Raw genomic sequence first — 24,524 nt, 5'->3', positions numbered from 1 at the left:
AAATATCCTCCAATCATTAATTTTTCTTGTATTTTTCCAAAGTGTGTTTATAGAGTTTTTAAAATAGGTTTTAAAACTTTTTGCTGCCTAGCATCAGAAAAAGCTTGAGGGCCATCTTTTAATGAATAAATAGTAACAATATTTTGAATTTTATTTTTATACTTATCTAATATGGAGAAGGCTTTTTGATAATCACTGCTAGAACATGCATAGCTTGTTAGAATGTTAATTTCTCCTCTAACCATAATATTTACAGGAAATTTAACTTCTTGCTCGTATAAGGCTACTAAGACCAATTTTCCACCTTTTTTTAGTCTATAAATCCCCTTTTCTGCAGCGATTGATGAACCTGAACATTCAAAGATCATGTCGAAATATTTCTTTTCATTAGAATGTTCTTCGAAAATTTCGGTTTCAATCCCTAATTGCTCAGCGTATTTCAATCTACTTTCCCAGTCTTTTTTAAGACCTGAAATTGTCACTTTAGCGCCTTGATTTTTAGCTGCTAAAGCAACGAAAATACCTATTATCCCACAACCTTGAACAAGAACATTCATATTATCCGTAACTTTCCCTACTGCTTGTACCGCATGAATAGCGACTGTCAATGGTTCTGTCAATACTGCAACACCAGATGGCAGTGATTCAGGTATTCTATGAATTTTATCCATTTTAACTTTTACAAACTCAGCCATACCTCCGTCATAATGTAAACCAAGACACTTAATATTGGAACAAATATTATACTGACCATTAAGACAGTGCTCACAATTATTACAATACAAAGCAGGTTCAACCACAACACGAACATTTAATAATTCTTTTTTATTATTATCTGGATGTAATTTTACAATAGGACCTACTAATTCATGCCCTAAAATAATTGGCTTAGGAACGAATTCATAGCCGTTCGCATGACTGGCAGCATGTAAATCACTCCCGCAAATCCCACAAAAATCCACCTTAATTAGAACCTCGTCTATTTCAAGCTGGGGCAATGGCCTATGCTCAATTTGAAATTCATTCTCTGTGTTCGTTTTAACTAATGCAATCAATATAAAACACCTCCAGTATTGTCGAAAATTTTATAAAAAGAAGCACCAGCAGATTTCTAGCATTCTTATAGATGGATATTCTATAAAAAGGAAATCTGTTAGTGCCCTATTGTCCCAACTTAGCAGTCAATCTAATCTCTAATATTGTTAAGATAAAATTACTTAATAACTCCCCCAGTTACATCAATGACAGACCCTGTTACATAATCAGAAAGATTAGTTGTTAAGAATTCTAAAACATTTGCGCAATCTTCCGGTGTTCCTAGCCTTTTTAATGCCGTTTGATTTGTAAAATTTTCTATACCTTCACCTTCAAAAAACTCCATTAATCTACCAGTTCCAATAAATCCCGGTGCAATTGAATTAACAGTAATATTAAAAGGGCCTAATTCTTGCGCTAAATATTTCGTATATGAAATAATTGCTGCTTTTGAGGCCCCATAATGAGAATAGGACCCCATATCAGTTGATTTTAATCCAGCTAATGAAGACATCGTTACAATTTTTCCATAGCCCTTCTTTTTCATAGAAGGAGCTACTGCTTTAACGCTATACACTGTACCGTAGAAGTTTCTTTCTAGTACAGTTTTTAATTGTTCAGGATCAACTTCTGAAGCTTTATTTTCAGTAAGTGCTCCTAATCCTCCACCAGCATTAGCAACTAAAATATCAATTTCGCCAATATTTTCAACAATTGCCTTAATTGCATTTTCAACTTGTTCTTGGTTTGAGATGTCTGCTTCAATACCAAAAGACTTCACACCAAACTCTTTAATTTCATCAACAACAGTTTCATACTTCTCACCAATTTTTTCTTTTTCATAGTGCTTATACGATTGTAAATCGATATCAATTACACCAACATCAGCACCTAATTGTGCTAGCCTTAACGCATAAGTCCTGCCAATTCCCCGAGCGGCACCAGTTACTAATGCCACTTTTCCCGACAATTTCCCCATAACAGAAGCTCCCCTTTTTTTATTACACTAAATCATCTAAACTCCCGATTGGAGGAATATTGCTAGGATCAGCAATCAAATCAATTAATACACATTCATTCGATTTAAATGCTTCATCAAGTGCAATACCAATCTTATCAATAGATTCAACTTTAATGCCTCTCACACCACATGCCTCAGCAATCTTAGTATGATCAACAAATGAGAAATCACAAGCATCTGTTGCTCTGCCATACATAGCGGTTTCAGCTAACTTTTGATAACCTAGAATTCCATTATTTATTACAGCTAAGACAACTTGGATCCCATGTCTTTTACACGTTTCTAATTCACTCCAGACATGACCAAATCCCCCATCTCCCACAAGACAAAAAACTTTTTTATTTGGTTTTGCGATTTTAGCACCCATCGCCATCGGTAACCCCCAACCTAATCCTGCAAGTCCTCTTGGGAAGATGAATTTTCTGTTTTTAAGCGCTTTAAGATAATTTGCGTTCCAGACAGATGAAAAACTGGCATCGGCGACAATGACGTGATCATCATCTAATCTCCTTTCAACTTCATGTAAAAACCTTTCAACTTTTATGGCTCCACTTTCAGCTGAAACAATATCGTGCATATCCTTTTTATGCAGCTCTCTAGCCAAATTAATTCTATCTACTATAATCAATCTGTTTTCTTGTCTCTTTTTTAGCCCTTTTTTCAATAGACTTTCTTTTAAAACTGCTAAAGTTGATTTAGCATCACCCACAAGTCTAATTGATTCATAGTTTCTCCCTACCTCGGCGGGGTCAATGTCAATTTGAATATACTTTGCATTTTCAGGCAATAGTGTCCAACTGTCCGTTCCATTTTGGTTTGTACGGTTTCCAACTAGCAGAACAACGTCAGCTTCTTGAATCATTGATTTCAGGTGCCTGCTAACTCCTCTTTTCCCCATATAATAGCCGATTGGCCCAAGGCTTAATGGATGTTCTTCATCCACTGCCCCTTTTCCCATGGTAGTGGTAGCAACAGGAATAGAACACTCTTCTTGCAGTTCCCTAATTTCCTTAATAGCCCCGGACGATATAATTCCGCCGCCTGCATAAATAAAAGGCTGTTTAGCCTCTCTTAAAAGGTCTGCTGCTTCTTCAATTTTTGATAAATCTGCAATATTTCGATCCAGTGGAAATATTCCCAAACTTTGGCTGTTTCTTTTATTTATTAAGTATTCCTGCGTATCACCAATAATATCTTTAGGTAATAATAGAACAGTTGGACCTGGTCTTCCGCTTGCTGCTATTGTAAATGCCCTATCAATGAAATCTTCAATTCTTTCTTGGATTGGTATCCTTTTAACCCATTTGGAAACCCCTTTAAATAGCTCAATATGATCTATTTCTTGAAATGCATTCTTTTCCTCTTGCTCTCTTGAGACTTCTTCAACCAAGGCAACTACTGGATAAGAAGCCTTCATACTCTCAGCTAATCCGGGAACCAATAAAGTTGCTGCCGGACCATGCTGTGCGGTAACAACTGGGATTGTGTTTGTGCACATTGCATATGCTTGTGCCATATATGCACCTGCATTTTCTTGTCTATAACCTATTTGTTTAATTCCAATATCTGAACATGCAAGGGTAACGGTTGGGGGATTACTTTGTCCAAAAATATATTTTACTCCGTTACGTTTCAATGATAATGCGATCCTCATAGCATTCGTAGCCTGCTTTACCTCTGTCATTTCTTGAATTGCGTTATTAGTCATTATAACTATCTCCTTTACTATTCCGAATTAATGTTACCAAAATTCAGATAATTAGACTGATCATTAATCTTATAAATAAATCGTTTCACAATTAACAACAAGCTTTCTTCCTCAAAAAAAGGATGGGGAGTTTATCATATTGTAAGTATTATTAATAAACACCCCGCTTTCCGAATATCGTAATTAATTCCTATAATTAAATTATAGAATATCCATTTTTTATCGTCAATTGATTATTTTTGAAAATTCTGTCTAGTTATGGTGGTTTTTGATTTTTAATGAATCCTTAATCTTGTCATAAAAATGTACTTCACTCGAATTTAAGTATTTTTGAATATGAAAAAAAGCTATCCCAAAACGTCATTATCGACATTTTGAGATAGCCCCTACCCACTAGGATATATATTTACTCATCTTTTCCGCTCCATTTTTTAACGAAATCACATAATTCATTAATTCATTTTCATCATATCGAGACTCTGCCATAAATATACTCAAAACAGCAACTACAGTTGTCTTTTTAAAATTATATACCGGAACAGAGATACCTATTACTCCATTAAGATGCTCACTATTAGTATAGCAATATCCATCATTTAATATTTTCTTTAGCGAATATTTTAAATCCTTAATTACCACTAAACTTTTTTCAGTATATGGTTTTAACTCCAACTGTGAAATAAATTCATCTTTCTCTGAATCATTTAAATCTTTTATTATATATGCAAGATGTGTTTTCCCAGCTGTTCCTGATGGAAGAGGATGTACATTGCCAATATTTTCGGTCCATTTTAATTGAGAAGGACTATCTTCTTTTTCTATAAATGAAAAGTATTTATCATTATGTACAACGCTTAAATAAACGGATTCGTGAAATTCGCTGGCTATTTCTTTGATTATAGGTCGAGCGACTTTTCTCAAATCATATTCTACCATATTATACAATTGTAAAATATTAGGTGAATCCAAAGTGTATTCTTTTGAATGAGCAGTTTTAATAAAACCTGTTCCATGTAAAGAATCAACAAGTCTATATGCAGCTGTTAAACTAATTTCTAGAGAATTTGCTATATCTGTTACAGAAATATATTTCGTTTTTGAAAATAACATTAATGCTTTTAGTGTTCTTTCAGCTACCAAAGAACCTTTCTTTGTTTTATTCATCGAAACCACTCCTTGTTATAAATACCACTCTTTTCAGATATTATATAATTTTCTAAGTATTTTTGTAATATATTAACCACATAATTATTTAAAAGTAACTTTAAGCAACTGTACTTATTCGAAATAAAGATAATAAAATAATATCATTACAAACACATGGCCTATTTTAAAGAGTACTATCTTCCGATTTAACATCTGATTTCACCATAATGGAAAGTACTATTTAGTCTTCATTCGTGAATGGTTCAATGTATTTGAATTCAATGTCAAATAATTACGTTTGTTCAAAAATCGTCTGCAATAATTTGAAAACTACCATAAAATACAAAAACACCACAGCTTCATGAACTGTGGTAACCTTTGAGTAGTTTTTTATTTTTCCCAGATGTTACTTCTAGTAAAAATTTATTATTTTACCAATAAAACACCATATCGCTTTGAAGCTTTAAGACTTAAATTTTGGCGTTAATAAGATCTATCTCTTTTTTTCTCTGGAACCGCTTGTACTTTTGAGCTTAAGGATGATCTTTTAGGTGAGTATAGCAATGCCGTTAAATTTCCTGCAATGACAATAAGTGCGAAGGCTAGCCAGCTAATGGCAAATATTCCTTCTATGCCTTCACTGAAAATATTAAGGCGTGGAACCGCAAAATAAAGAAGAAAGCCACATACAAGCAGACATAATAAATAGCGATTTTTTTTCATTTCTTTTTCCCTCCTAATGATCCTTCTTCATTTATATGTATGCGGACATGCCTGGAAAATGTATGGATTTCTTTTGCGTTAAAAGGGGATATAAGGAAATGCTTCGGGTACGGGTACGAAAAAAAACAGTGCAGCTCAAATCAGCTGCACTGCATTTTTATAATTGAATCGAATCTCCCGCCTGAAGTACTTGAACAATACCTGGTTCAAGCATTTCAGCAAATTTTTGTGGATCCTGTCTGATTGGCGGGAACGTATTAAAGTGTATCGGTACCACTTTCTTGGCACTCAACAAGCCCGCTGCATAGGCTGCGTCCTCTGGCCCCATTGTAAAATTATCGCCAATTGGCAAAAAGGCAAGATCAATCGGGTGACGGTCACCGATTAATTTCATATCTGAGAACAGACCTGTATCGCCGGCGTGATAAATCGTTTTATCTTCAATAGTTATTAGTAAGCCAGCTGGCATGCCTAAATATATGATTTCATTGTTTTCTGTCTCTAGTCCAGTCCCGTGAAAAGCGGGTGTCAATTTTACCTTACCAAAATCAAACTGATAAGCACCACCAATACTCATTCCGTGCGTATTCACACCTTGCCAGCTTAAAAAGGTTGCAAGCTCAAAGTTGGCAATAACGAGAGCATCATGCTTTTTGGCTAATTGCACAGTATCTCCAAGGTGATCCCCATGTCCATGGGTCACAATAATAACATCAGGTTTCACTTCATCCACCTTTAAATCTGTTAATTCGTTTCCAGTAATAAATGGATCTATTAAAATTGTTTTCCCTTGTGATTCAATTTTTACAACAGAATGACCGTGATAGGATACTTTCATTTCTCTTCCCCTTCCAAAATTTTCGTTATGTAATGGATTCAACGAAAGTTTTTGTTTTCCTGCTTTCTATACACTACCCTATTTGACACATTTATAAAAGTTTACTTTTCCCCATTTAGTTGCTAATCTTTTAATATTAGCTGATAGATCTTTTAATATTAGCTGATAGCTTTAATTACAAGGAGGGTAATGATGAATAGCAGATTACAGAAATTATCCAGCTGGATGAAAGAAAATAATGTACAGGTTTGCTTTGTGACGTCACCTGAAAATGTATTTTATTTTAGCGGTTTCTTAAGCGACCCGCATGAACGCCTTCTTGGCTTAGCCGTTTTTCAAGAAGAAGAGCCTTTCCTCGTTTGCCCCGCATTGGATAAAACAGATGCAAAAAATGCAGGCTGGAGCAATGAGATTATCTCTTACAGCGATATTGAAGACCCATGGGAAATGATACATAAATCAATCTACGGCCGCTTGAAAACCGTTGATCGCATCGCTATCGAAAAAGAACATATGAATGTTGAACGCTTCGAAATTCTTACTGAAATGTTTAATGGAGCAACGTTTATTTCAGCGGAGGAAAAGCTACGAAAGCTTAGGATGGTAAAGGATGAAAAAGAGCTAAGCATTATCCGCGAAGCTTGTGCGCTGGCAGATTACGCTGTTGAAGTAGGGTGTGCCGAAATAAAAGAAGGGAAGTCAGAATTAGAGATCATTGCAGCTGTTGAATTTGCCCTGAAGAAAAAAGGCGTTACAGAAATGTCCTTCTCTACGATGGTTCTTACCGGAATAAATGCGGCATCTCCTCATGGAACACCTGGATTGACGAAAATTAAAAAGGGAGATTTCGTTCTTTTCGATCTAGGGGTAGTTGTGGATGGCTATTGCTCAGATATTACGAGAACAGTTGCCTACGGAGATATTAATGAAAAGCAAAGAGAGATTTATGATACGGTTTTGAAGGCGCAGCTGGCTGCCGTTGAAGGAAGTAAACCTGGGGTTTCATGCGCCGAAGTTGATTTGACAGCAAGAAAGATTATTGCTGATGCTGGCTACGGCGAATATTTTCCACATCGCTTAGGACATGGACTTGGGATCAGCGTGCATGAATATCCTTCCTTAACTGAGACCAATCCGCTTCTGCTAGAAGAAGGAATGGTTTATACGATTGAGCCTGGCATTTACGTTCCTGATGTAGCCGGGGTTAGAATTGAAGATGATATTTATGTAACAGCAAACGGGGTTGAAATTTTAACTAAATTCCCGAAAGAACTGCAGGTTATTAAATAGAGGCCAATTCAAATATAAGGGGCTGTCCTAAATCTCGTGAAAACGTATCTAGGACATGCTCCTTATATGTTTTTTAACAAATTTTAGAAGCACGGTAGATTCTGATGACTGTGAAGGGGTATTTTTTATCTTGGCGGGCATCAGATGGTACACCTAGTGACCAAAAAGCTCTGTTTTCTATAAGCACGGGCATCACATTTTGATTCTGGTTACCGAGGATGAGCTTTTTTCCTATTGAAGGGCATCAGATGGTGCTCCTAGTGACCAAGCAGTACTGTTTTCTCTAGGCACGGGCATCACGAACAAAAACAGAAGCATCAAATATCAATAAAATGAGAAGAACTGCTATGCCCGATACGTTTGAAGTTCCCTTTTAATATCCTTCGAATAGTTTTTCTAGAGTTGATCACTTTACACCACTCCCATATATCTTCTGTAGTAACCCTTCTTTCCGGAAACAAAAGTCTGTATTCCTCTATACTACGCAAAATTGCACTTTCAAAATCTTCTTGAAACCCACATCGATTACAAGTAATTTTTTCCTTACCCACATCCGAAATAAAAGTAAAACACATCGGACATGTTATCCCCTTAACTAGTTGTTCATAATTGTATTCTGGTAAATTCGAATATGGGGAATCTTTCATATGGAGAGATGCGACTTTTTCAGCAAGTACCAAGTGTTTTTCGTGCTGATGGGCATTCCCTGGTTTGAATTGATTTAGAAAACGATTCAGCTGTGAATAAAAAATAATTGAGGAATTTAGCGGGGCTTGATATAAAATAAAGTCGGGATTCATAAAAACGAGATGGGTTTTAATTGGCATATTATAGCCTATTTCCTTCAGCAATCGCCGCATTAATGACTCGCTTCGGTTCAATTGTAAAAATGGATTTGAAATTTCTTTTTTATTTGCAACTATAAACCACTTTTCACCATCAATCATATAATCTCCTTCAAAATTTTTTATATTTATGATATGAATCGTTCCATCATAAATAAATAATGAATCAATTTGAAAAACACTATTGCTGTTTTCCAGTAACAAATCATTTAGAATTGTACATTGTTCCGAAATATTTATCGACATTTCATCAAATTTTTTCTCATCTTCATACCCTTTTTCCATGGTTAGATAGTTTTTTACTTCCTTTTCATTTAATTTCATCCTTGTGTTCAAATGCCTCATCATTCTTAATTCTTTTGGTTCAAATCGGGGCTTATAAAACATTTATTTCACTTCCTTGTCCGTTTTAATTGGAATAAAAAAAGATGTTTTGAGGGTTTAGTAAGGGAAAATGTCGAATATAAGGTATTTCTACAGACCTGGACTAGAGTCCTCTAAATTATGAATATGAAAAGCGAAAAAGCAGCTAAGAAATGGATTCATTTCTTAGCTGCTTTATTTTTCTACAGTCAGATTTCTCCTTCAGCAACCTCATCATCTGTTAAAGTATTATTCGCATTTGACTGTTCGATGACACCGCTATTGTAAGCATCCATAATTTGCTCGCTTACTTCGTTTTGTCCTTCTTCATTGAAGAAATAATTTGCTTGTGCTTTAGGGTCACGCTTCTCCATTTTTCTAACAGCTCCTTAAAAAGGTTTTTAATGAACTGTCTTATTGTTCGATTTTTTGTTACAGATATACACATTTTGGTATTGTATAATAAAGGAAAAGGAGGAGATATTCATGGGGATGAAATATACAAACATATTAGTAGCAGTAGACGGTTCAACAGAAGCTGAATGGGCATTTAAAAAAGCAATTGAAGTTGCCAAAAGAAATGACGCCCAAATCACTTTAGCTCACATCATAGATTCTCGAACTTTCGCCACAGTCGAAGCATACGATCGGACAATTTCCGAAAAAGCCAATATGTTCGCTAAAGAGTTAATGGAAAAATATAAGAGTGAAGCACTGGAAGCTGGAGTTGCCAAAGTCGAGTATGTAATTGATTACGGTTCTCCAAAAGTCATCATTCCAAAGGATATGGCGAAAAAGCAAAATGTCGATCTCATTATTTGCGGAGCAACAGGGTTGAACGCCATGGAAAGATTCCTTATCGGCAGTGTATCTGAAAACATTGTGCGCTACGCAAAATGTGACGTTCTTGTTGTGCGGACAAGTAAGGACGAAGAATAATTGTGAAGACAAATGATGCATGGGTATAATTCCCTTGCATCATTTTTTCGCATTAAAGATTCAAGAAATTCTCGTTTAATATTTTTCAAGAACTAGCAAATACTTATAAGAAACTTTTAAAATAGGCGGGACGTTATTTGATTAAATATGTCAATCATCTTATTGAACATTATGGCTATCTGGGAATTATATTGGCATTAATCGGGGGCATTATCGGGCTGCCAATTCCTGATGAGGTGCTGCTTACATATGTAGGATTCAATGTTTTTCAAGGAAGACTTGCTTATATTCCTTCTCTTCTTAGTGCTTTTACCGGCGCAGTTGGCGGGATTTCTTTAAGCTACTTTTTAGGAATTAAGCTAGGTCTGCCTTTTTTACAAAAATACGGTCCTAAATTTCATATCAATGAGAATAAGATAAGTAAGGCAAAAAAGTTATATAATCAATTTGGTCCATTCCTTCTTTTTATTGGTTTCTTTATCCCAGGAGTCCGCCATATTACTGCTTATCTAGCGGGTATTAATTGCTATTCTTATAAAAAATTTGCATTATTCGCTTATTCGGGAGCCATCTTCTGGGGTTTTACGTTTATTACTGCAGGAAAAGTTCTTGGACATAATTGGCATCAGGTAGAACATTATCTTTCGAAATTTAGCATGATGATTATTCCTTTTATCTTGCTTTCAATAGGTGCTTACACTTATTACTACTGGAGAAAAAAAAGAAAATTAAAAGACAAAAAGGTTTATAATTAAATATACATACTATTTGCCCAAGTTGATTTCACTCAATTACAAAAAGTTGATTGGATTACAAATTACTAAACCCCACTATTTTCCAATACACAAAATCACGCAGACACCCAATCTATCTTAATAAAGTTTGATTTAAACTGATAATCTGTTCCTTAATTAAAAATTAATATAAATTCTAATTTATTAAAAAGTGGGAGGATGTTAAGTTGAATTATTTTATCGCCATAATGAAAACTATTGACCCCGCAAAGGACGAAGCCATCCGTAAAGAGCATATTGATTATCTTAATGATTTAATTGAGAAGGGAAATATTATTGCAAAGGGTCCGTTTACTGACCATTCAGGGGGGTTAATTATTTTCCGTGCTGAATCTTTGGAGGAGGCTCAGCAGCTCGCGGACAATGATCCAGCAGCGATTGAAAAGACACGTGAATTCATATTGAAAGAGTGGAGAAGCACTCTTGAAGTATAAGCAAAAGGAGTGCGGACTTGAGCCGGCACTCCTTTAATCAGCTTATTTCTTTTCCATTAATTCCTTCGCCTTGTCAATCGCAATCATAATCTGTTTAAAGCCTGTTCCGCCAGCACTATTCCGTCTCTTCACTGCTGTAACAGGATCGAGTACTTCATAAATATCATTTTCGAATAATGGATGGGCTTCTACAAATTCTTCTATTGATAAATCGGCAAGGAAACAGCCTTTATTCACACATGTTAACACTAGCTTTCCTACGATTTCATGAGCTTCTCTGAAAGGAATCCCTTTGCTTGATAAATAATCAGCGAGCTCCGTTGCATTTGAAAAATCATTTTTAGTTGCTCTCTCCATTTGATTCGCATTGACCGTCATCGTACGGATCATACCAGCAAAAATCTTAAGGGAGCCTGTTACTGTTTTAACCGTATCGAACATGCCTTCTTTATCCTCTTGCATATCCTTATTGTAAGCAAGCGGCAAGCCTTTTAAAACTGTAAGAAGCCCCATTAAATTCCCATAAACCCGGCCTGTTTTTCCGCGAATTAACTCAGCCATGTCCGGATTTTTCTTTTGCGGCATAATGCTGCTTCCCGTTGCAAAGCTATCATCAAGCTCGATAAATTTGAATTCTTGGCTGGACCAAAGAATGAATTCTTCACTTAATCTCGATAAGTGCATCATTAATATTGAACTATCTGATAAAAACTCTAGAATGAAATCACGGTCACTTACAGCATCAAGGCTATTCTCATAAATCCCTTCAAATCCAAGCAAATCTGCACTTAGATGACGATCAATTGGGAATGTTGTACCCGCAAGCGCTCCAGCACCAAGCGGGGACACATTAATTCTTTTGATACTTTCAGTGAAACGTTCTTTATCACGTTCAAGCATCCAGAAATAAGCCATTAAATGATGGGCAAATGAGATTGGCTGGGCTCTTTGAAGATGTGTATATCCAGGCATCACCGTTTCAACATTTGCCTCTGCCTGTTCCAATAATGCTTGCTGCATTTCCTCAATTAACTCAATAATCACTTGAACTTGATTACGTAAATATAAGTGCATGTCGGTAGCAACCTGATCATTACGGCTGCGTGCAGTATGAAGTTTTCCCCCAACAGGACCTACAAGCTCCGTTAAATAGCTTTCTAGATTCAAGTGGATATCTTCCAACTTAACAGAGTAAGTAAGTTCATCGTTTTCTGCTTTTACTTTTAACAGTTCAAGGCCGTCTTTAATCTTGTTTGCTTCTGCCTCAGAAATGATTCCGCATTTGGCAAGCATGGTGACATGAGCGATGCTTCCCTCAATATCTTCCATAACTAGTTCCTGGTCAAAGGAAATCGATGCGCCAAATTCGTCTACCCATTCCTCGGCTGATTTTGTAAAACGGCCGCCCCATAATTTTTTCACACTGTCACCTTCTTGTTTTGCTGGACAATCGTTTGAACCTTCGTTGGTAACCCCCAAAGCTTAATAAAGCCAACTGCTGCATTATGATCAAATTCATCATCAGACGTATAAGTAGCAAGCTTTTCATCGTATAAAGAATATGGAGATTTTCTTCCTTCAACAATTGCGTGCCCTTTAAATAACTTCACGCGAACTGTACCAGTTACAAAGGTTTGAGTTTCATCTAAGAAAGCGGCTAATGCTTTTCTTAATGGAGAGAACCATAAACCTTCATAAATAAGCTCTGCAATTTTCTTTTCAATATTTGGTTTGAAATGAGCTACTTCTTTAACAAGTGTTAAATCTTCAAGCTCTTTATGCGCTTTAATTAAGACACAAGCCCCTGGGCACTCGTACACTTCACGAGATTTAATTCCAACAAGACGGTTTTCAACGTGGTCGATACGGCCTACACCGTGCTTGCCGGCAATAGAGTTTAATTCTAAGATAAGCTCAGCTAATTTATATTCTTTTCCGTTCAAGCTGACAGGAACACCTTTTTCGAAACCAATTTCGACTACATCCGGTGTGTCAGGTGCATTTTCAAGGCTTGAAGTCAGCTCATACGCTTCTTCAGGCGGCGCAGCCCAAGGATCTTCTAAAATTCCGCACTCATTGCTTCTTCCCCAAAGGTTTTGGTCAATTGAAAATGGAGAATCTAGATTAATAGGAATTGGAATATTCTTTTGTTTTGCATACTCGATTTCTTCCTCACGAGACCATTTCCACTCACGTACAGGGGCTAATACTTCTAATTCTGGATTTAATGCATGAATAGCTACCTCGAAACGAACTTGGTCATTTCCTTTACCAGTACATCCGTGTGCTACTGCTACTGCCCCTTCTTTCTCAGCTACTTCTACTAGCTTTTTCGCGATAAGCGGACGAGAAAGTGCAGATACTAGCGGATAAACACCTTCATATAATGCATGTGCTTGAAGAGCCATTAATGCATATTCATTCGCAAACTCTCCTTTTGCGTCAATCACATATGATTCAACAGCACCAACTGTTAATGCTTTTTGCTGGATGAAGTTTAAATCCTTTCCTTCACCTACATCTAAACAGCAAGCAACTACTGAATAACCTTGGTCTCCTAACCATTTAATTGCTACTGAAGTATCTAAACCGCCTGAATAGGCAAGAACGACTTTTGGATTTGACATGTTAAAATTCCTCCTGATAGGTATGGATATTTATACATAACTTGTAATGTTTATTCATTAATACTGTATTATAATATCATAATCTCGACTAAAATCAATACTTTTTTCAAAAAAATGTATAAAAATAGATTCATGTTTTATATAAAATAAGAAGAAGCAGAGTCTCTAGTGAACTCTGCTTCTTCCATCTATTTAATCATTGCTTCATAAACAGCCGTAACGATACTTCCATATTGACTGATATCAAATGTGTCCCCATAAAATTTGTTTGAATCGACTTTTGGATCAATGACAGGAGAATGCTTTTTATTTGTTAATAACGCAATAGCTAAATTATTTTCTCTGTCAATCACTGTTATCGTCCCAGTCCACCCAGTATGGCCAATTACATTATTATTGGCATACTCGCTGAACATCCATTTCATGCTATCATTCGCATTAATTCTCCATCCTAAACCATATGTAGGATTCATCTCAGATGGTTTTACAAATAGATCAATCGTTTCTTTATCAAAGAGTTTTACTTTCCCGTACCCACCATCATTCAGCATGACTTGAAGCAATACAGCTAAATCTCCGGTTGTGGAAAATAAGCCCGCGTGTCCAGAAACACCGCCCATAGAATAGAAAGACTTCTCATCATGAACCTCACCTTGCAATGTATAAGTTCTTATATTAGGAAACGAAATAACCCCATCACGTGTATTTCCCAATAACTCAGTGGCAGCAAAATCCTTTTCTTTAAAACCTTTATTAAGGGGGTTGAACATGGTTGATTTTAGCCCTAAAGGTTTATAAATATGCGTTTCAACGTATTGATCTAATGGCAAGCCTGTTACTTTTTCGATAATAAATCCAAGTAGCATATAATCTATATCACTATATATCACAGTGGTGCCAGGCTCATTTTGAAGGGGAGTTTTTAAGATCATTTCCAAAGTAGTAGAACGATCCTGGGAGTATAATTCCCCCGCTCTTACTGGATTATGGTAATGTACACTTGATGGAAAACCGGCCGTATGATGGAGGAGATCGATAATACGAAGATGATCTTTCCCTTTAATTTTGTCTGATGGATGATCTTTGAAGGATGGGAAGTAGTGCTGAATAGTCTCGTTTAAATCGATTTTCCCTTCACTTACTAAATGTTGCAGGGCATAATTGACAGAATACATTTTTGTATTGGAAGCCAAATCAAACACCGTATTCACTTTCATTTTTTGAGGATGCTTTAATAAGTCATGCCCTTCATATTTCTTCGCATAGCCGTAGGCTGTGTTTTTAACTATTTTTCCGTCTTTAATAACTACTAGCGCAGCTCCAGGGAATCCGTTATTTATCTCCTGTTCAATTAACTGATCCACTTGTCGAAGTTTTTGAGAAGAAAATCCTGCCTCCTCTGGTTTCCCGGCGTTCTTTAAGGTTGGATACTTAACTTTCTCCTCCCTAGTAGGATTGCTTTGATTGGATAAGGCTAATTCTGCTTCACTTGTTGCTGTGGCATGGCCAATTGAGCTCCATGGCATTATGATGCCTAAAGCCAAAATAATGATTATGAATCTGTTCAAATAGTTTTTCATTTAATCCCTCCTAAATAACAGAATATTCTAAACAACTTTAATCTTATACAGCATAAATAGGCTTGTAAATGCCTTTGTTAATAAATGGGTCCTTTTCCCCTCAGCAGGAGTTTAATTTAGTTCTTTCGTTACTGTTAAAATATTTCCCAATTAAAGGTTATCTTATAAAATGCTTCAAAAGGAAATAATCCGTGGAACGCAAGAACTGAATATAGTAGAATGTAAGCATTACAGACTTGGAGGATTTATAAATGGTGGAGTATTTTTCACACAATGAACGGCTTGGAATCTCCATTCCTTCCTTCGATCAGGAATGGGATCTTTACTCAGATGAAATAAAGCAGCATATATTATATCGTTGGGAGATTATCAGGGGAAGAATTCCTGATCGAATCGCGGAACTTGAGGTATTCATTAATATAAAGCAGGCACAGCTTAATGATGAGGAAAATTTCATTAAATCTTGCGAGCTGAACAGCGAGATTTCTGAGCTCGCCTCCGTCATTAACGATCTATGGCTTTGGTATCGGACTCACCAGGACATTTCCGAAAAAGCTCATTTATAATAAGCAAGAAAAAACACCTAAACATTCCAGTCTAGGTGTTCATTTTCTTACAAATCCTTTTTCAATTCCCTAACGACATGGCCAAGTTCAGGTAAAATCAGTTTATTCATCGCTAAGCGTACAGCGCCTGAGGAGCCTGGTGTTGAAAAAACAGCCTTATTTTTTACAACACCTGCAACGGCACGTGATAGAATAGCTGCAGATCCAATATCTTCTTGGTAGCTGAGCATTCTAAATAGCTCCCCAAAGCCGATGATTTCTTTCTCAAACAATTCCTTGACGGTTTCAATCGTTATGTCACGGAGAGCGATGCCAGTCCCGCCATTCGTCAGCACGACATCAATTTTTGGATCCTCACAACCCTTTAAGACTTCCGTTCGAAGCTCAGCTGCATCATCTGTCACAATTACATAGTCCTTTACAATATGGCCTTCCTCTTGTAATCGTTCAATCATGAGCTTCCCGCTTTTATCTGTTTCCTTATTACGTGTATCACTAACGGTAATCACTTTACAGGTGACCTGCTTTGGAGCCTCCATTTTATGTTCCACTGTACTCAAGAGGTTTCTTCCCCTTTCTTATACAAATATCGATATTGGTAATACTTGTGGGCAAACTCGGTTACTTTTCGTGTCAGCTGGTAATTGACCCCGGCACCAATAGCCATGCTAATTAGCGGAAGTCCTTGGATAAATTTATTTCGAAACATGTATATCGCTACACCTTTTAATAACTGTTTCACAGGCTGTTCCATCCAGGAGACATCGGCAATTTCCTCTTTCCCCTCATAAAAATAAAAATCCTGTTCATTTTGCAATTCACTGATTAGCTCTTCCCAAGCTCTCATTTGCATGCGTGAAGGAAGGGTGGCAGCATGAAAAACTTTAAGAGAACTCATCATTTCATAGGGGGAATTTACCTCTATTCCATATGTCATCGCAATAAGCTGAACAACTCTTAAATTGATGACAGCCATGGCGGGAATATCTGCACCAAGCAAAAGTGAACTTCCTGTTCCTGCTAGGCCGCCTTGTGCAAAGGAATAAAGCCGGTGACGGGCAATTTGCTGCTCGGCTATGTATTGAAGCTGATCAATTGTTAATAATTTCAAGTCTGCTATACCTTCAATTTCAATATTAAATACTCTGCCTGCCTGCATGATCCTTTCTTTAGCATCTATTTGAAGCTGTGACCCTTGAATGAAGGCGTGTAGATGAAACATCCAATTATCCAATGCAGTAAAAACTTGCTGCTGAATATTTTCCGGAAGTAAATGAAAGGATTTCTCCATGTATTTTTCATAAGTTAATTCAAAATCATTTGATTCGTAGCTGTAAAGCTTGTTTTCCCACTCTTGAATTTCGGACCAGACCTTTTGTTCCCGTTCGGTCAATGCCATGCTGTTTTCCTCCATTCAATATACTATTTTTTATTTAGTATAGCATAACTTAAGTGGAAAATTCTTCTACTTAAATATGAGCAAGTCTTACAACATCCCTTGCAATCATCACTTCCTCGTTCGTTGGAATGACTAGCACCTTAACTGGTGAATGGGGAAAGTTGATAAACGCTTCTTCACCGCGCACTTTATTAAGCAAGGGATCCCAATAAACTCCCATAAACTCTAAACCGTGAAGAATGCGTTCACGAATGACATCGCTGTTTTCACCAATGCCAGCTGTAAAGATAATCGCATCAAAACCAGACATACGCGCTGCATAAGAACCAATGTATTTATGAATTCTATTTGCAAACACTTCCAATGCTAATTTTGCCCTGTCATTTCCCTCAGCCGCTTCCATTTCAATATCACGAATATCACTTGAGAAACCGGATAATGCTAACATTCCGCTCTTTTTGTTTAACACATCTAACACTTCGTCCGCTGTTTTATGAGTTTTTTCCATGATGAACGGGATCAATGCAGGATCGATATTTCCAGAACGGGTTCCCATTGTTACCCCAGCTAACGGAGTGAACCCCATAGACGTATCAATTGATTTTCCGCCTTGAATAGCCGCTATACTAGCTCCATTCCCAAGATGGCATGAAATTAAACGCAGCTGGTTTAGAGGGCGTCCAAGCATACTTGCGGCTCTCTGTGAAACATACTTATGGGAGGTGCCATGGAAGCCATATTTTCTAATTCTATATTTTTTATAATATTCATAGGGAAGACTGTACAGGAAAGAGTTCTCTGGCATTGTCTGGTGAAAAGCTGTATCAAACACTGCCACTGCCGGCACCTCTGGCAGCACTTGCTTAAAAGCATTGATCCCTGCAATATTAGCTGGATTATGGAGGGGGGCAAGCTCTGAATATTCTTCAATTCTCGCCTGTACCTCATCCGTTATAATCGCAGAATCTGAGAACTCTTCCCCTCCATGCGCGACTCGGTGGCCAATGCCCTCAATTTCATTTAATGAATGGATAATTTTTAATGATGTTAATTTATTAAGCAGAAGAGCAACAGCTGCATCATGATCAGGAATGATAGCCGTTTCTTTGATTTTTTTGCCATTTGCAAATATATTAAATACCCCTGCACTCTGTCCAATTCTCTCTATTAAACCTTTTGTGATAACTTCTTCACTCGGCATATCAAACAACTGAAATTTCAATGAGGAACTTCCTGCATTTATCGCTATAATTTTCGCCATCTTTCAACCGCTCCTTTATATTGGCTCTTATAGGTCTCCCTTATTTTGCACTGTAGATGCTATTAATATCTCTTATTTTTCCATTTGACTCTGTTTAACTTAATTGTTGATTTCCGTTCCAGGCACTTCGCTTTCCGCGGGGCAAACGGTAAGCCTCCTCGTCGCTATCGCTCCTGCGGGGTCTTACCTGTTCACTTCTCCCGCAGGAGTCTTCGTGCCTTCCACTGCAATCAATAGTGGTCAAAAATCAAAATTATTCTTTAACTCAGACTCCCATTTAAAACAACATGAAGAAAGAAGCTGGGGAAATCAGCTTCTTTTCTATTTATTTTCTTTATACCATCCATCAATTTTTAGCAGTATTTTCTCGATCTCATTCGTCTTAGACAAGCTAGGGAGATTAGCAAGCAGCACTTGCTTTGGCGGCTTCACACCTTCTCCTTTTTTCTGAAGAATAAAGATGCTTTTGGCTGCTTTTTCATTTTTGAAGAGCGAAAGGGGCAACTGCAAAAGCCCTTGGATATTTGCATGCTTCTTTATAAATGAGTGAAGCTTGGGTGCCTGCTCGCTTTCAAATAGTCCATTTGGAACGATGAAAAATAAATAGCCGCCTTCTTTCACATGGTGAATGCTCTGCTCAATGAACAGGTGGTGGGCATATGTATGGCCTTTATCGGCTTTTATTTCATAGTCTGCTGCTCTTACATCATTCGGATAATATCCAACAGGCAAATCACTGACAACAGCATCTGCCTCTTCAATAAACAATGGCTCCAAGCTATCTTGATTAAAAAGACGAAGTGGGTGCTGTTGTAAATTGGCGTTCACATAACTAAGTCTAATTAAAATATCATCGATTTCAATTCCAGTCGCATGGACAGTTTTGTTTGGCTGCTGATTGATCACTGTTGTTAAAAGGTTTCCAGTTCCAACTGCAGGATCCAATAACCGGTACTCATCTTTTTGTACAAACTTATTAGCGAGATAGCCTATTAAAAGTCCAACAGCATCGGGTGTCATCTGGTGATTAGGCTGAATCATTTCGTTCATCCCTTTAAGGATTACGAGCTGAAAGGACTTCCGGATCTCTTCCTTCGTAAAGTTGTCCATTTGAATTGATTCATAGCTTTTTTTTAACCTTTTTGCCGTTAATTCACTTAGCTCTTCCTGTATGATACTTCCATGAAACATATTCTCCCCTGTTTCTGCTAATGCTTCTAAATATGTACAAGACAGCTCTTCTTTAATTATCATTGCTGTTTCATTAAATACAGTAAACAATTCCTCAACCGGAGTCGTTTTATTCATTATAAATCCTCCCGATTCTTTCTCTGTCCTATTTTACAGGCCTTTTTGCAGATTAACAAGATTCAAGCAAAATATAACAGAAAGCGCCTCAGATTTATCCAAGGCGCTTTCTGTTATACTTTTTCAAATGTCTGCTTATCTTGCTGCCTTTGCAGCTTCTACTGCAGCTTCATAATTTGGATGGTCAGTTGCCTCGCTCACATATTCAGCGTAAGTAACTGTATCATTTGAATCTACTACAAATACAGCGCGTGCTAATAGACGTAGTTCTTGAATAGCAACACCGTATGCTTCCCCAAATGAAAGGTCGCGATGATCTGAAAGAGTTTGAACATTTTCAATTCCAGCTGCCGCACACCAGCGTTTTTGAGCGAAAGGAAGATCTACGCTTACAGTTAAAATTTTCACATTGTCTAATTTCGAAGCTTCTTCATTAAAACGGCGAGTTTGTGCGTCACAAACTCCTGTATCAATAGAAGGAACCACGCTGATTAAACGAACTTGGCCTTTAGAATCTGCTAAAGTTACTGCTGATAGATCATTGGCAAGAACATTAAATTCAGGAGCTTTATCTCCTACTTTCACTTCATTTCCTAAAAGCGTTACTGCATTTCCTTTAAACGTAATATTTGCCATCCTCTTCATCTCCTTAAACAATATATGTACATTGTAAATATATCCTCTTAACTAAAAATTTGCAATTTTATTGACTATATTTCTTACTGATATCAATCATTCATACAGCCAAGAAAAAAGTTAACCTTCCAGAGTTTTGGAAAGTTAACTTTTTAAATTAAATATTTAAATCATGTTTTGGACCGTCATATTCATTTGTAGTGGTGTGATTGCTGCTTCCCTGGTTATTCTTGTTATTAAACATCTGCTGAATTTTGTCTACTGCTTGAGGAGCAAGATCAAGTATTCTCTCGTATAAATGAGTGCTTTCATCAAGGTGAACCATTTTCACTCCGCTTGAATTTACGATGAGAAAAGCAATTGGTGTGATGGAAACTCCACCGCCGCTTCCTCCCCCGAATGGATGACCGCCAGATGGTCCCTGACCGCCGCCATTTGATTGCCCTTCGAGTTTAAATTCGCTCCCACCAGCCGCGAAACCGAAACCAACCTTTGAAACCGTTAAGATTACACTGCCATCTGGTGTTTCTACAGGGTCACCGATTATTGTATTGACATCAATCATTTCCTTCAGATTTTCCATGGCAGTTGTCATTAGACCTTGAATTGGATGCTCAGACATATACTGCGTCCCCCTTTTCTATATTGATTTAATTTTATTATTAGACAAGGCAGATAAGGGCTTTGATCGAAAATTAGGTCTTCCGCCTTTCCAATATTTAAGCAATTTAATTCCTGCTAACATAGCATGTCCGATTCGAAAATAAATAATACATGAAATGGATGTCTTGGATAATGCAAATTGAAATTGAGGAGTAATGCTTAAGTTTGGCATAGCCTTAAGCTTCATAAAGTGACTAATTATGCCGATAATTCCCCCTTTAATGCCCCAAAAAGCACCGGTAAGCATTCCTGTATAAGCAGCATCTCCAATCCCAATCACTGTGTGCCACTCCATCTTTTGGATGGTCACTTTTCGTAAAAATTTCTTAATAATTTTATTAAGGGATACCACTTTCCTAAGAACCTCTTTCATATCATAAAAACTATTTAACAGATCATTCGCATCAAATTGCTTCGTATCTTTCTTAATAGATTGATCTTTCGTACCCTTCTTTTGTTTAACTACAATTGTTGGTGAATTATCATCAATTTTAATAAGCGGGAGCTCTATTTTATATTTAATTAAGCCGAACCACGCCCTGATTTCTATTTTTAGATGATCATCATCATTATGATGGTCATAATGAAAATAAACCTTTAATTTCGATATAAGAATGATAATAAAAATAATGACTAATATGGCTAAGGCAAATAGAATCCATTTCAATTCAAGTCACAACCTTTCAGCCTATTATTATTGCCCCCAAAAGGAAAAATAAACCTGCAGGCTCTAAACAGCCATGCAGGTTTATTTAAGAATTAATCAATATTATTTTTCATGTATGACAGTCGTATCAGCAAAAAGATCATGCAGTCCTTGCTTTTTTGGTAAAAATGCAACAATTACATACCCAATCATAATGGTTGCTGAAATAAAACGGCCTATCCATTCTCTAAAAATAATCGTTCCCCATGTTAGCTTCTGTCCTTTTATATTAACCACTTTTAACCCAAAGGCCATCTTCCCTAGAGTTTGATTGAAGAAACGTGTCATCAGAACAAAATAGGCATAGAACGTAATAGCGGTTGCAATTGTAATTGGCGCAAAGATATTAATTTCTGTTAACGGAATGTCTAATGCTCGAAAGATAGGGTTAATCAGGATCCGATCTATACTTCCAATAACAATCAGGTCAAGTAAATAAGCCCAGAATCTCATCCAGAAACCCGCAAATCGAATAGGCGCTGACAGGAGATCTCGGTCATTTTGACCAAGATTACTTTCAGTTTCTGAATTCGCCGTTGCCAATAATTCTTCACTTTTTTCAATACTTACATTTACTGCCTCATCTGATTGATTCATCTTTGCACCTCCTATTCTGCATATAAATACATGAGCCGTGGTGAGTTAGGCTGTGACAACAGCTTCATCAGCCCCGCCATTTCGATATCTTTACCCATTAGCTTCTGTGCTCCCATGCTAAACATAGAGCCAAAACCAAGATTTTCAGTATATCTTACTACTTGAGCACCCTTTAGCTTATGATCCTGTTTAAGGGTGTCAATGACACCATCCAAGTAGCCAAAACCATCAATTAAGTTTAATTTCTCTGCCTGTCTGCCGTCATAAATTCTTCCATCTGCAATTTCCTTTACTTGAGCAACAGGTATATTTCTTCCTTCAGAAATGACCTTTACAAACCCTTCATAGGAATTATCAATCATCGATTGAAGGATTTCTCTTTCATCAGCTGTCATTTCTCTTGATGGACTCATAATGTCCTTATACGGGCCGCTCTTGATGGTAACAAAATCGACTCCATATTTCTCGGCAAGACCAGAATAATTCACACCTTGCATAATGACTCCCAAAGAGCCTGTTAACGTTTCAGGGCTTGCGAAGATTTTGTCGGCTGGTGCAGAGATATAATACCCGCCTGAAGCCGCCATAGATCCCATTGAAATATAAACTGGCTTTTTCGTTTCTGATTGAATTTCCTTGATTTTATCATGTATTTCTGCACTTTCAACGACTCCTCCTCCAGGAGTGTTGACCCTTATGACTATAGCCTTTACCATTGAATCATCCTTGACCTGATCAAGCTTCTTCATAAACCCTTTATGGTTGTAGCCTCCGCTAGAAAACAGTGAAGTTGCATCACCAGTATCTTGAATAACTCCATCCACATCTAAGACAACAATTTTCTTCATTTGATTGCCTTCATCCATTATTTCTTCGACAAAACCGACATTGCTTGAAGCAAATAAATCAGTAAAGGACGTTTCAAAGTCTTTAAATGCCAGTCCCGTAAGGAAATTCGTCACAATAGAAAAAACAAATAATACACCCGCAATCCCTAATGCGGCCCATCGTTTACCAGTCATTTGTAATCCCCCTTAATAATAAAAGACAAACTGCATAACTTATCTTGATACAATCCAGTCTTTCATACGTATTAAACTTTAAAAATGTTTCAAAAAAGTGTAAACTGAGTCGAGAAACATTACCTAGCATACCAAATTTTTCAACTTTGTTGTTTGAATATGCACTTAATAATCTCTATTTTTTGGAGGAATTCATATGACTACTCGTCGAAATCTCTATTTTCATTATAATAATAATTCTGAAATGAGGGAAAAGGTTGAACCCCTTTATGAGCTTGCACAGGCTCACCAATTCAATATAGTTACTGATTACAAAAAAGCAAACATCATTGCAAGCATTGGCGGTGATGGTGCGTTTTTGCAGGCTGTTCGGAAAACAGGATTTAGAGATGATTGTTTATACATCGGAATTTCTACTTTAGACCGTCCGAGCCTTTATTGCGACTTCCATATTGATCATCCTGAACAAATGAGTGAGGCGATGACAAATGAAAAGGTTGAAGTCCGTCGATATCCAACCATAGAAGTTTCTGTTGATGACCAAGCCTCCTTTTATTGTTTAAATGAATTTAGTATACGCTCAGCCATTATTAAAACATTTGTTTTAGATGTATTTATTGATGATTTTCATTTCGAAACGTTCCGTGGAGATGGAATGGTTGTGGCAACACCCACTGGAAGTACTGCGTATAATAAATCTTTGAGAGGTTCAGTTGTAGATCCGCTTATTCCTTGTATCCAGGTAAGTGAAATGGCTTCATTAAATAATAATCGGTATCGGACACTTGGTTCATCCTTTATTCTAAGCGGAGACAGAAAATTAACATTTGGTGTTGTCCAGGACGGGAATGATCATCCTACAATGGCAATGGACAATGAGGCATTAGGCATTCAGCACGTAGAGAAAATTGATATTAAACTTAGCGGAAAAATCATAAAAACAGTCAAATTAAAAGATAATTCATTCTGGGAAAAAGTACAGAGATCATTTTTGTGATACAAGTAAGAGGAGCTGTTCCCTTG

26 protein-coding genes are annotated in these 24,524 nt (G+C 36.9%); 6 read left to right on the top strand and 20 right to left on the bottom strand.

The window, feature by feature from the left end:
- Positions 1-47: 47 nt before the first annotated feature.
- From AR328_RS07020 to AR328_RS06995, 6 genes are all read right to left on the bottom strand, one after another.
- A complete protein-coding gene (locus AR328_RS07020) occupies positions 48-1,055 on the bottom strand; it encodes a zinc-dependent alcohol dehydrogenase (protein ID WP_066292379.1) in 1,008 nt (335 codons plus the stop codon).
- Between the two features lie 158 nt (positions 1,056-1,213).
- Complete coding sequence (locus AR328_RS07015; RefSeq protein ID WP_066292378.1) at positions 1,214-2,014, bottom strand: SDR family NAD(P)-dependent oxidoreductase; 801 nt, start codon at positions 2,012-2,014, stop codon at positions 1,214-1,216.
- Between the two features lie 22 nt (positions 2,015-2,036).
- Positions 2,037-3,764 (bottom strand): acetolactate synthase catalytic subunit, encoded by a 1,728-nt coding sequence (locus AR328_RS07010; protein ID WP_197414427.1) that lies wholly within the window; start codon positions 3,762-3,764, stop codon positions 2,037-2,039.
- Positions 3,765-4,157: 393 nt separating this feature from the next.
- Positions 4,158-4,928 carry an IclR family transcriptional regulator gene (locus AR328_RS07005; protein WP_066292377.1) on the bottom strand — a complete coding sequence of 257 codons (771 nt, stop codon included), beginning with the start codon at positions 4,926-4,928 and terminating at the stop codon, positions 4,158-4,160.
- Between the two features lie 465 nt (positions 4,929-5,393).
- Entirely contained in the window at positions 5,394-5,633 is a 240-nt protein-coding gene (locus tag AR328_RS07000; protein WP_066292375.1) for a hypothetical protein, read from the bottom strand.
- A 157-nt stretch (positions 5,634-5,790) separates the two neighbouring features.
- Positions 5,791-6,471 carry a metal-dependent hydrolase gene (locus tag AR328_RS06995; protein ID WP_066292372.1) on the bottom strand — a complete coding sequence of 227 codons (681 nt, stop codon included), beginning with the start codon at positions 6,469-6,471 and terminating at the stop codon, positions 5,791-5,793.
- Between the two features lie 192 nt (positions 6,472-6,663).
- Here AR328_RS06995 and AR328_RS06990 point away from each other — a divergent pair, with 192 nt between their 5' ends.
- On the top strand, positions 6,664-7,761 hold the full coding sequence (locus tag AR328_RS06990) for a M24 family metallopeptidase (protein ID WP_066292370.1): 1,098 nt from the start codon (positions 6,664-6,666) through the stop codon (positions 7,759-7,761).
- A 317-nt stretch (positions 7,762-8,078) separates the two neighbouring features.
- Here the strand turns inward: AR328_RS06990 and AR328_RS06985 are convergent, their stop codons facing one another.
- Positions 8,079-8,930 carry a nuclease-related domain-containing protein gene (locus AR328_RS06985; protein ID WP_197414426.1) on the bottom strand — a complete coding sequence of 284 codons (852 nt, stop codon included), beginning with the start codon at positions 8,928-8,930 and terminating at the stop codon, positions 8,079-8,081.
- Between the two features lie 248 nt (positions 8,931-9,178).
- Complete coding sequence (locus tag AR328_RS22775; protein WP_191969179.1) at positions 9,179-9,343, bottom strand: hypothetical protein; 165 nt, start codon at positions 9,341-9,343, stop codon at positions 9,179-9,181.
- A 112-nt stretch (positions 9,344-9,455) separates the two neighbouring features.
- Here AR328_RS22775 and AR328_RS06980 point away from each other — a divergent pair, with 112 nt between their 5' ends.
- From AR328_RS06980 to AR328_RS06970, 3 genes are all read left to right on the top strand, one after another.
- Positions 9,456-9,908: a universal stress protein gene (locus AR328_RS06980; protein WP_066292361.1), complete on the top strand. Its 453-nt coding sequence runs from the start codon at positions 9,456-9,458 to the stop codon at positions 9,906-9,908.
- Positions 9,909-10,045: 137 nt separating this feature from the next.
- Positions 10,046-10,663 carry a DedA family protein gene (locus tag AR328_RS06975; RefSeq protein ID WP_066292359.1) on the top strand — a complete coding sequence of 206 codons (618 nt, stop codon included), beginning with the start codon at positions 10,046-10,048 and terminating at the stop codon, positions 10,661-10,663.
- Positions 10,664-10,869: 206 nt separating this feature from the next.
- Positions 10,870-11,136, top strand: coding sequence for a YciI family protein (locus AR328_RS06970; protein ID WP_066292357.1), 267 nt, complete (start codon positions 10,870-10,872; stop codon positions 11,134-11,136).
- A 42-nt stretch (positions 11,137-11,178) separates the two neighbouring features.
- Here the strand turns inward: AR328_RS06970 and argH are convergent, their stop codons facing one another.
- From argH to pbp4b, 3 genes are all read right to left on the bottom strand, one after another.
- Positions 11,179-12,558: an argininosuccinate lyase gene (argH, locus tag AR328_RS06965; protein ID WP_066292352.1), complete on the bottom strand. Its 1,380-nt coding sequence runs from the start codon at positions 12,556-12,558 to the stop codon at positions 11,179-11,181.
- Entirely contained in the window at positions 12,555-13,763 is a 1,209-nt protein-coding gene (locus AR328_RS06960; protein ID WP_066292350.1) for an argininosuccinate synthase, read from the bottom strand. The genes argH and AR328_RS06960 overlap by 4 nt, the downstream gene beginning before the upstream one ends.
- A 188-nt stretch (positions 13,764-13,951) precedes the next feature.
- Positions 13,952-15,331: a penicillin binding protein PBP4B gene (gene pbp4b / locus AR328_RS06955; protein WP_442854442.1), complete on the bottom strand. Its 1,380-nt coding sequence runs from the start codon at positions 15,329-15,331 to the stop codon at positions 13,952-13,954.
- A gap of 263 nt (positions 15,332-15,594) precedes the next feature.
- Here pbp4b and AR328_RS06950 point away from each other — a divergent pair, with 263 nt between their 5' ends.
- Entirely contained in the window at positions 15,595-15,909 is a 315-nt protein-coding gene (locus AR328_RS06950; RefSeq protein WP_066292343.1) for a hypothetical protein, read from the top strand.
- A gap of 47 nt (positions 15,910-15,956) precedes the next feature.
- Here the strand turns inward: AR328_RS06950 and AR328_RS06945 are convergent, their stop codons facing one another.
- The 9 genes from AR328_RS06945 to sppA form a co-directional block, all read right to left on the bottom strand.
- Complete coding sequence (locus tag AR328_RS06945) at positions 15,957-16,469, bottom strand: MogA/MoaB family molybdenum cofactor biosynthesis protein (RefSeq protein WP_066292338.1); 513 nt, start codon at positions 16,467-16,469, stop codon at positions 15,957-15,959.
- Positions 16,466-17,308, bottom strand: a complete 843-nt coding sequence (locus AR328_RS06940; protein WP_066292335.1) for an EcsC family protein — start codon at positions 17,306-17,308, stop codon at positions 16,466-16,468. Before AR328_RS06940 ends, AR328_RS06945 begins: the two co-directional genes overlap by 4 nt.
- Before the next feature lie 70 nt (positions 17,309-17,378).
- Positions 17,379-18,569: an acetate kinase gene (locus AR328_RS06935; RefSeq protein ID WP_066292333.1), complete on the bottom strand. Its 1,191-nt coding sequence runs from the start codon at positions 18,567-18,569 to the stop codon at positions 17,379-17,381.
- 321 nt (positions 18,570-18,890) lie between these two features.
- Positions 18,891-19,877 (bottom strand): class I SAM-dependent methyltransferase, encoded by a 987-nt coding sequence (locus tag AR328_RS06930; RefSeq protein ID WP_066292331.1) that lies wholly within the window; start codon positions 19,875-19,877, stop codon positions 18,891-18,893.
- A 135-nt stretch (positions 19,878-20,012) separates the two neighbouring features.
- Complete coding sequence (gene tpx / locus AR328_RS06925; RefSeq protein ID WP_066292325.1) at positions 20,013-20,513, bottom strand: thiol peroxidase; 501 nt, start codon at positions 20,511-20,513, stop codon at positions 20,013-20,015.
- A 157-nt stretch (positions 20,514-20,670) separates the two neighbouring features.
- Positions 20,671-21,135 carry a GerW family sporulation protein gene (gene ytfJ / locus AR328_RS06920; protein ID WP_066292323.1) on the bottom strand — a complete coding sequence of 155 codons (465 nt, stop codon included), beginning with the start codon at positions 21,133-21,135 and terminating at the stop codon, positions 20,671-20,673.
- Between the two features lie 18 nt (positions 21,136-21,153).
- Positions 21,154-21,843 (bottom strand): DUF2953 domain-containing protein, encoded by a 690-nt coding sequence (locus AR328_RS06915; RefSeq protein ID WP_066292321.1) that lies wholly within the window; start codon positions 21,841-21,843, stop codon positions 21,154-21,156.
- A 102-nt stretch (positions 21,844-21,945) separates the two neighbouring features.
- On the bottom strand, positions 21,946-22,335 hold the full coding sequence (locus tag AR328_RS06910) for an RDD family protein (protein ID WP_442854441.1): 390 nt from the start codon (positions 22,333-22,335) through the stop codon (positions 21,946-21,948).
- 155 nt (positions 22,336-22,490) lie between these two features.
- Positions 22,491-23,501: a signal peptide peptidase SppA gene (gene sppA, locus AR328_RS06905; protein WP_066292315.1), complete on the bottom strand. Its 1,011-nt coding sequence runs from the start codon at positions 23,499-23,501 to the stop codon at positions 22,491-22,493.
- Between the two features lie 196 nt (positions 23,502-23,697).
- Here sppA and AR328_RS06900 point away from each other — a divergent pair, with 196 nt between their 5' ends.
- Positions 23,698-24,498 carry an NAD kinase gene (locus AR328_RS06900; RefSeq protein WP_066292312.1) on the top strand — a complete coding sequence of 267 codons (801 nt, stop codon included), beginning with the start codon at positions 23,698-23,700 and terminating at the stop codon, positions 24,496-24,498.
- Positions 24,499-24,524: the final 26 nt, after the last annotated feature.

This window comes from Bacillus sp. FJAT-29937, assembly GCF_001509555.1.
Classification (GTDB): Bacteria; Bacillota; Bacilli; order Bacillales; family Cytobacillaceae; genus Cytobacillus.
Note: the sequence above shows the minus strand (reverse complement) of the source record. Positions and strands in the feature narration are given on the sequence as shown.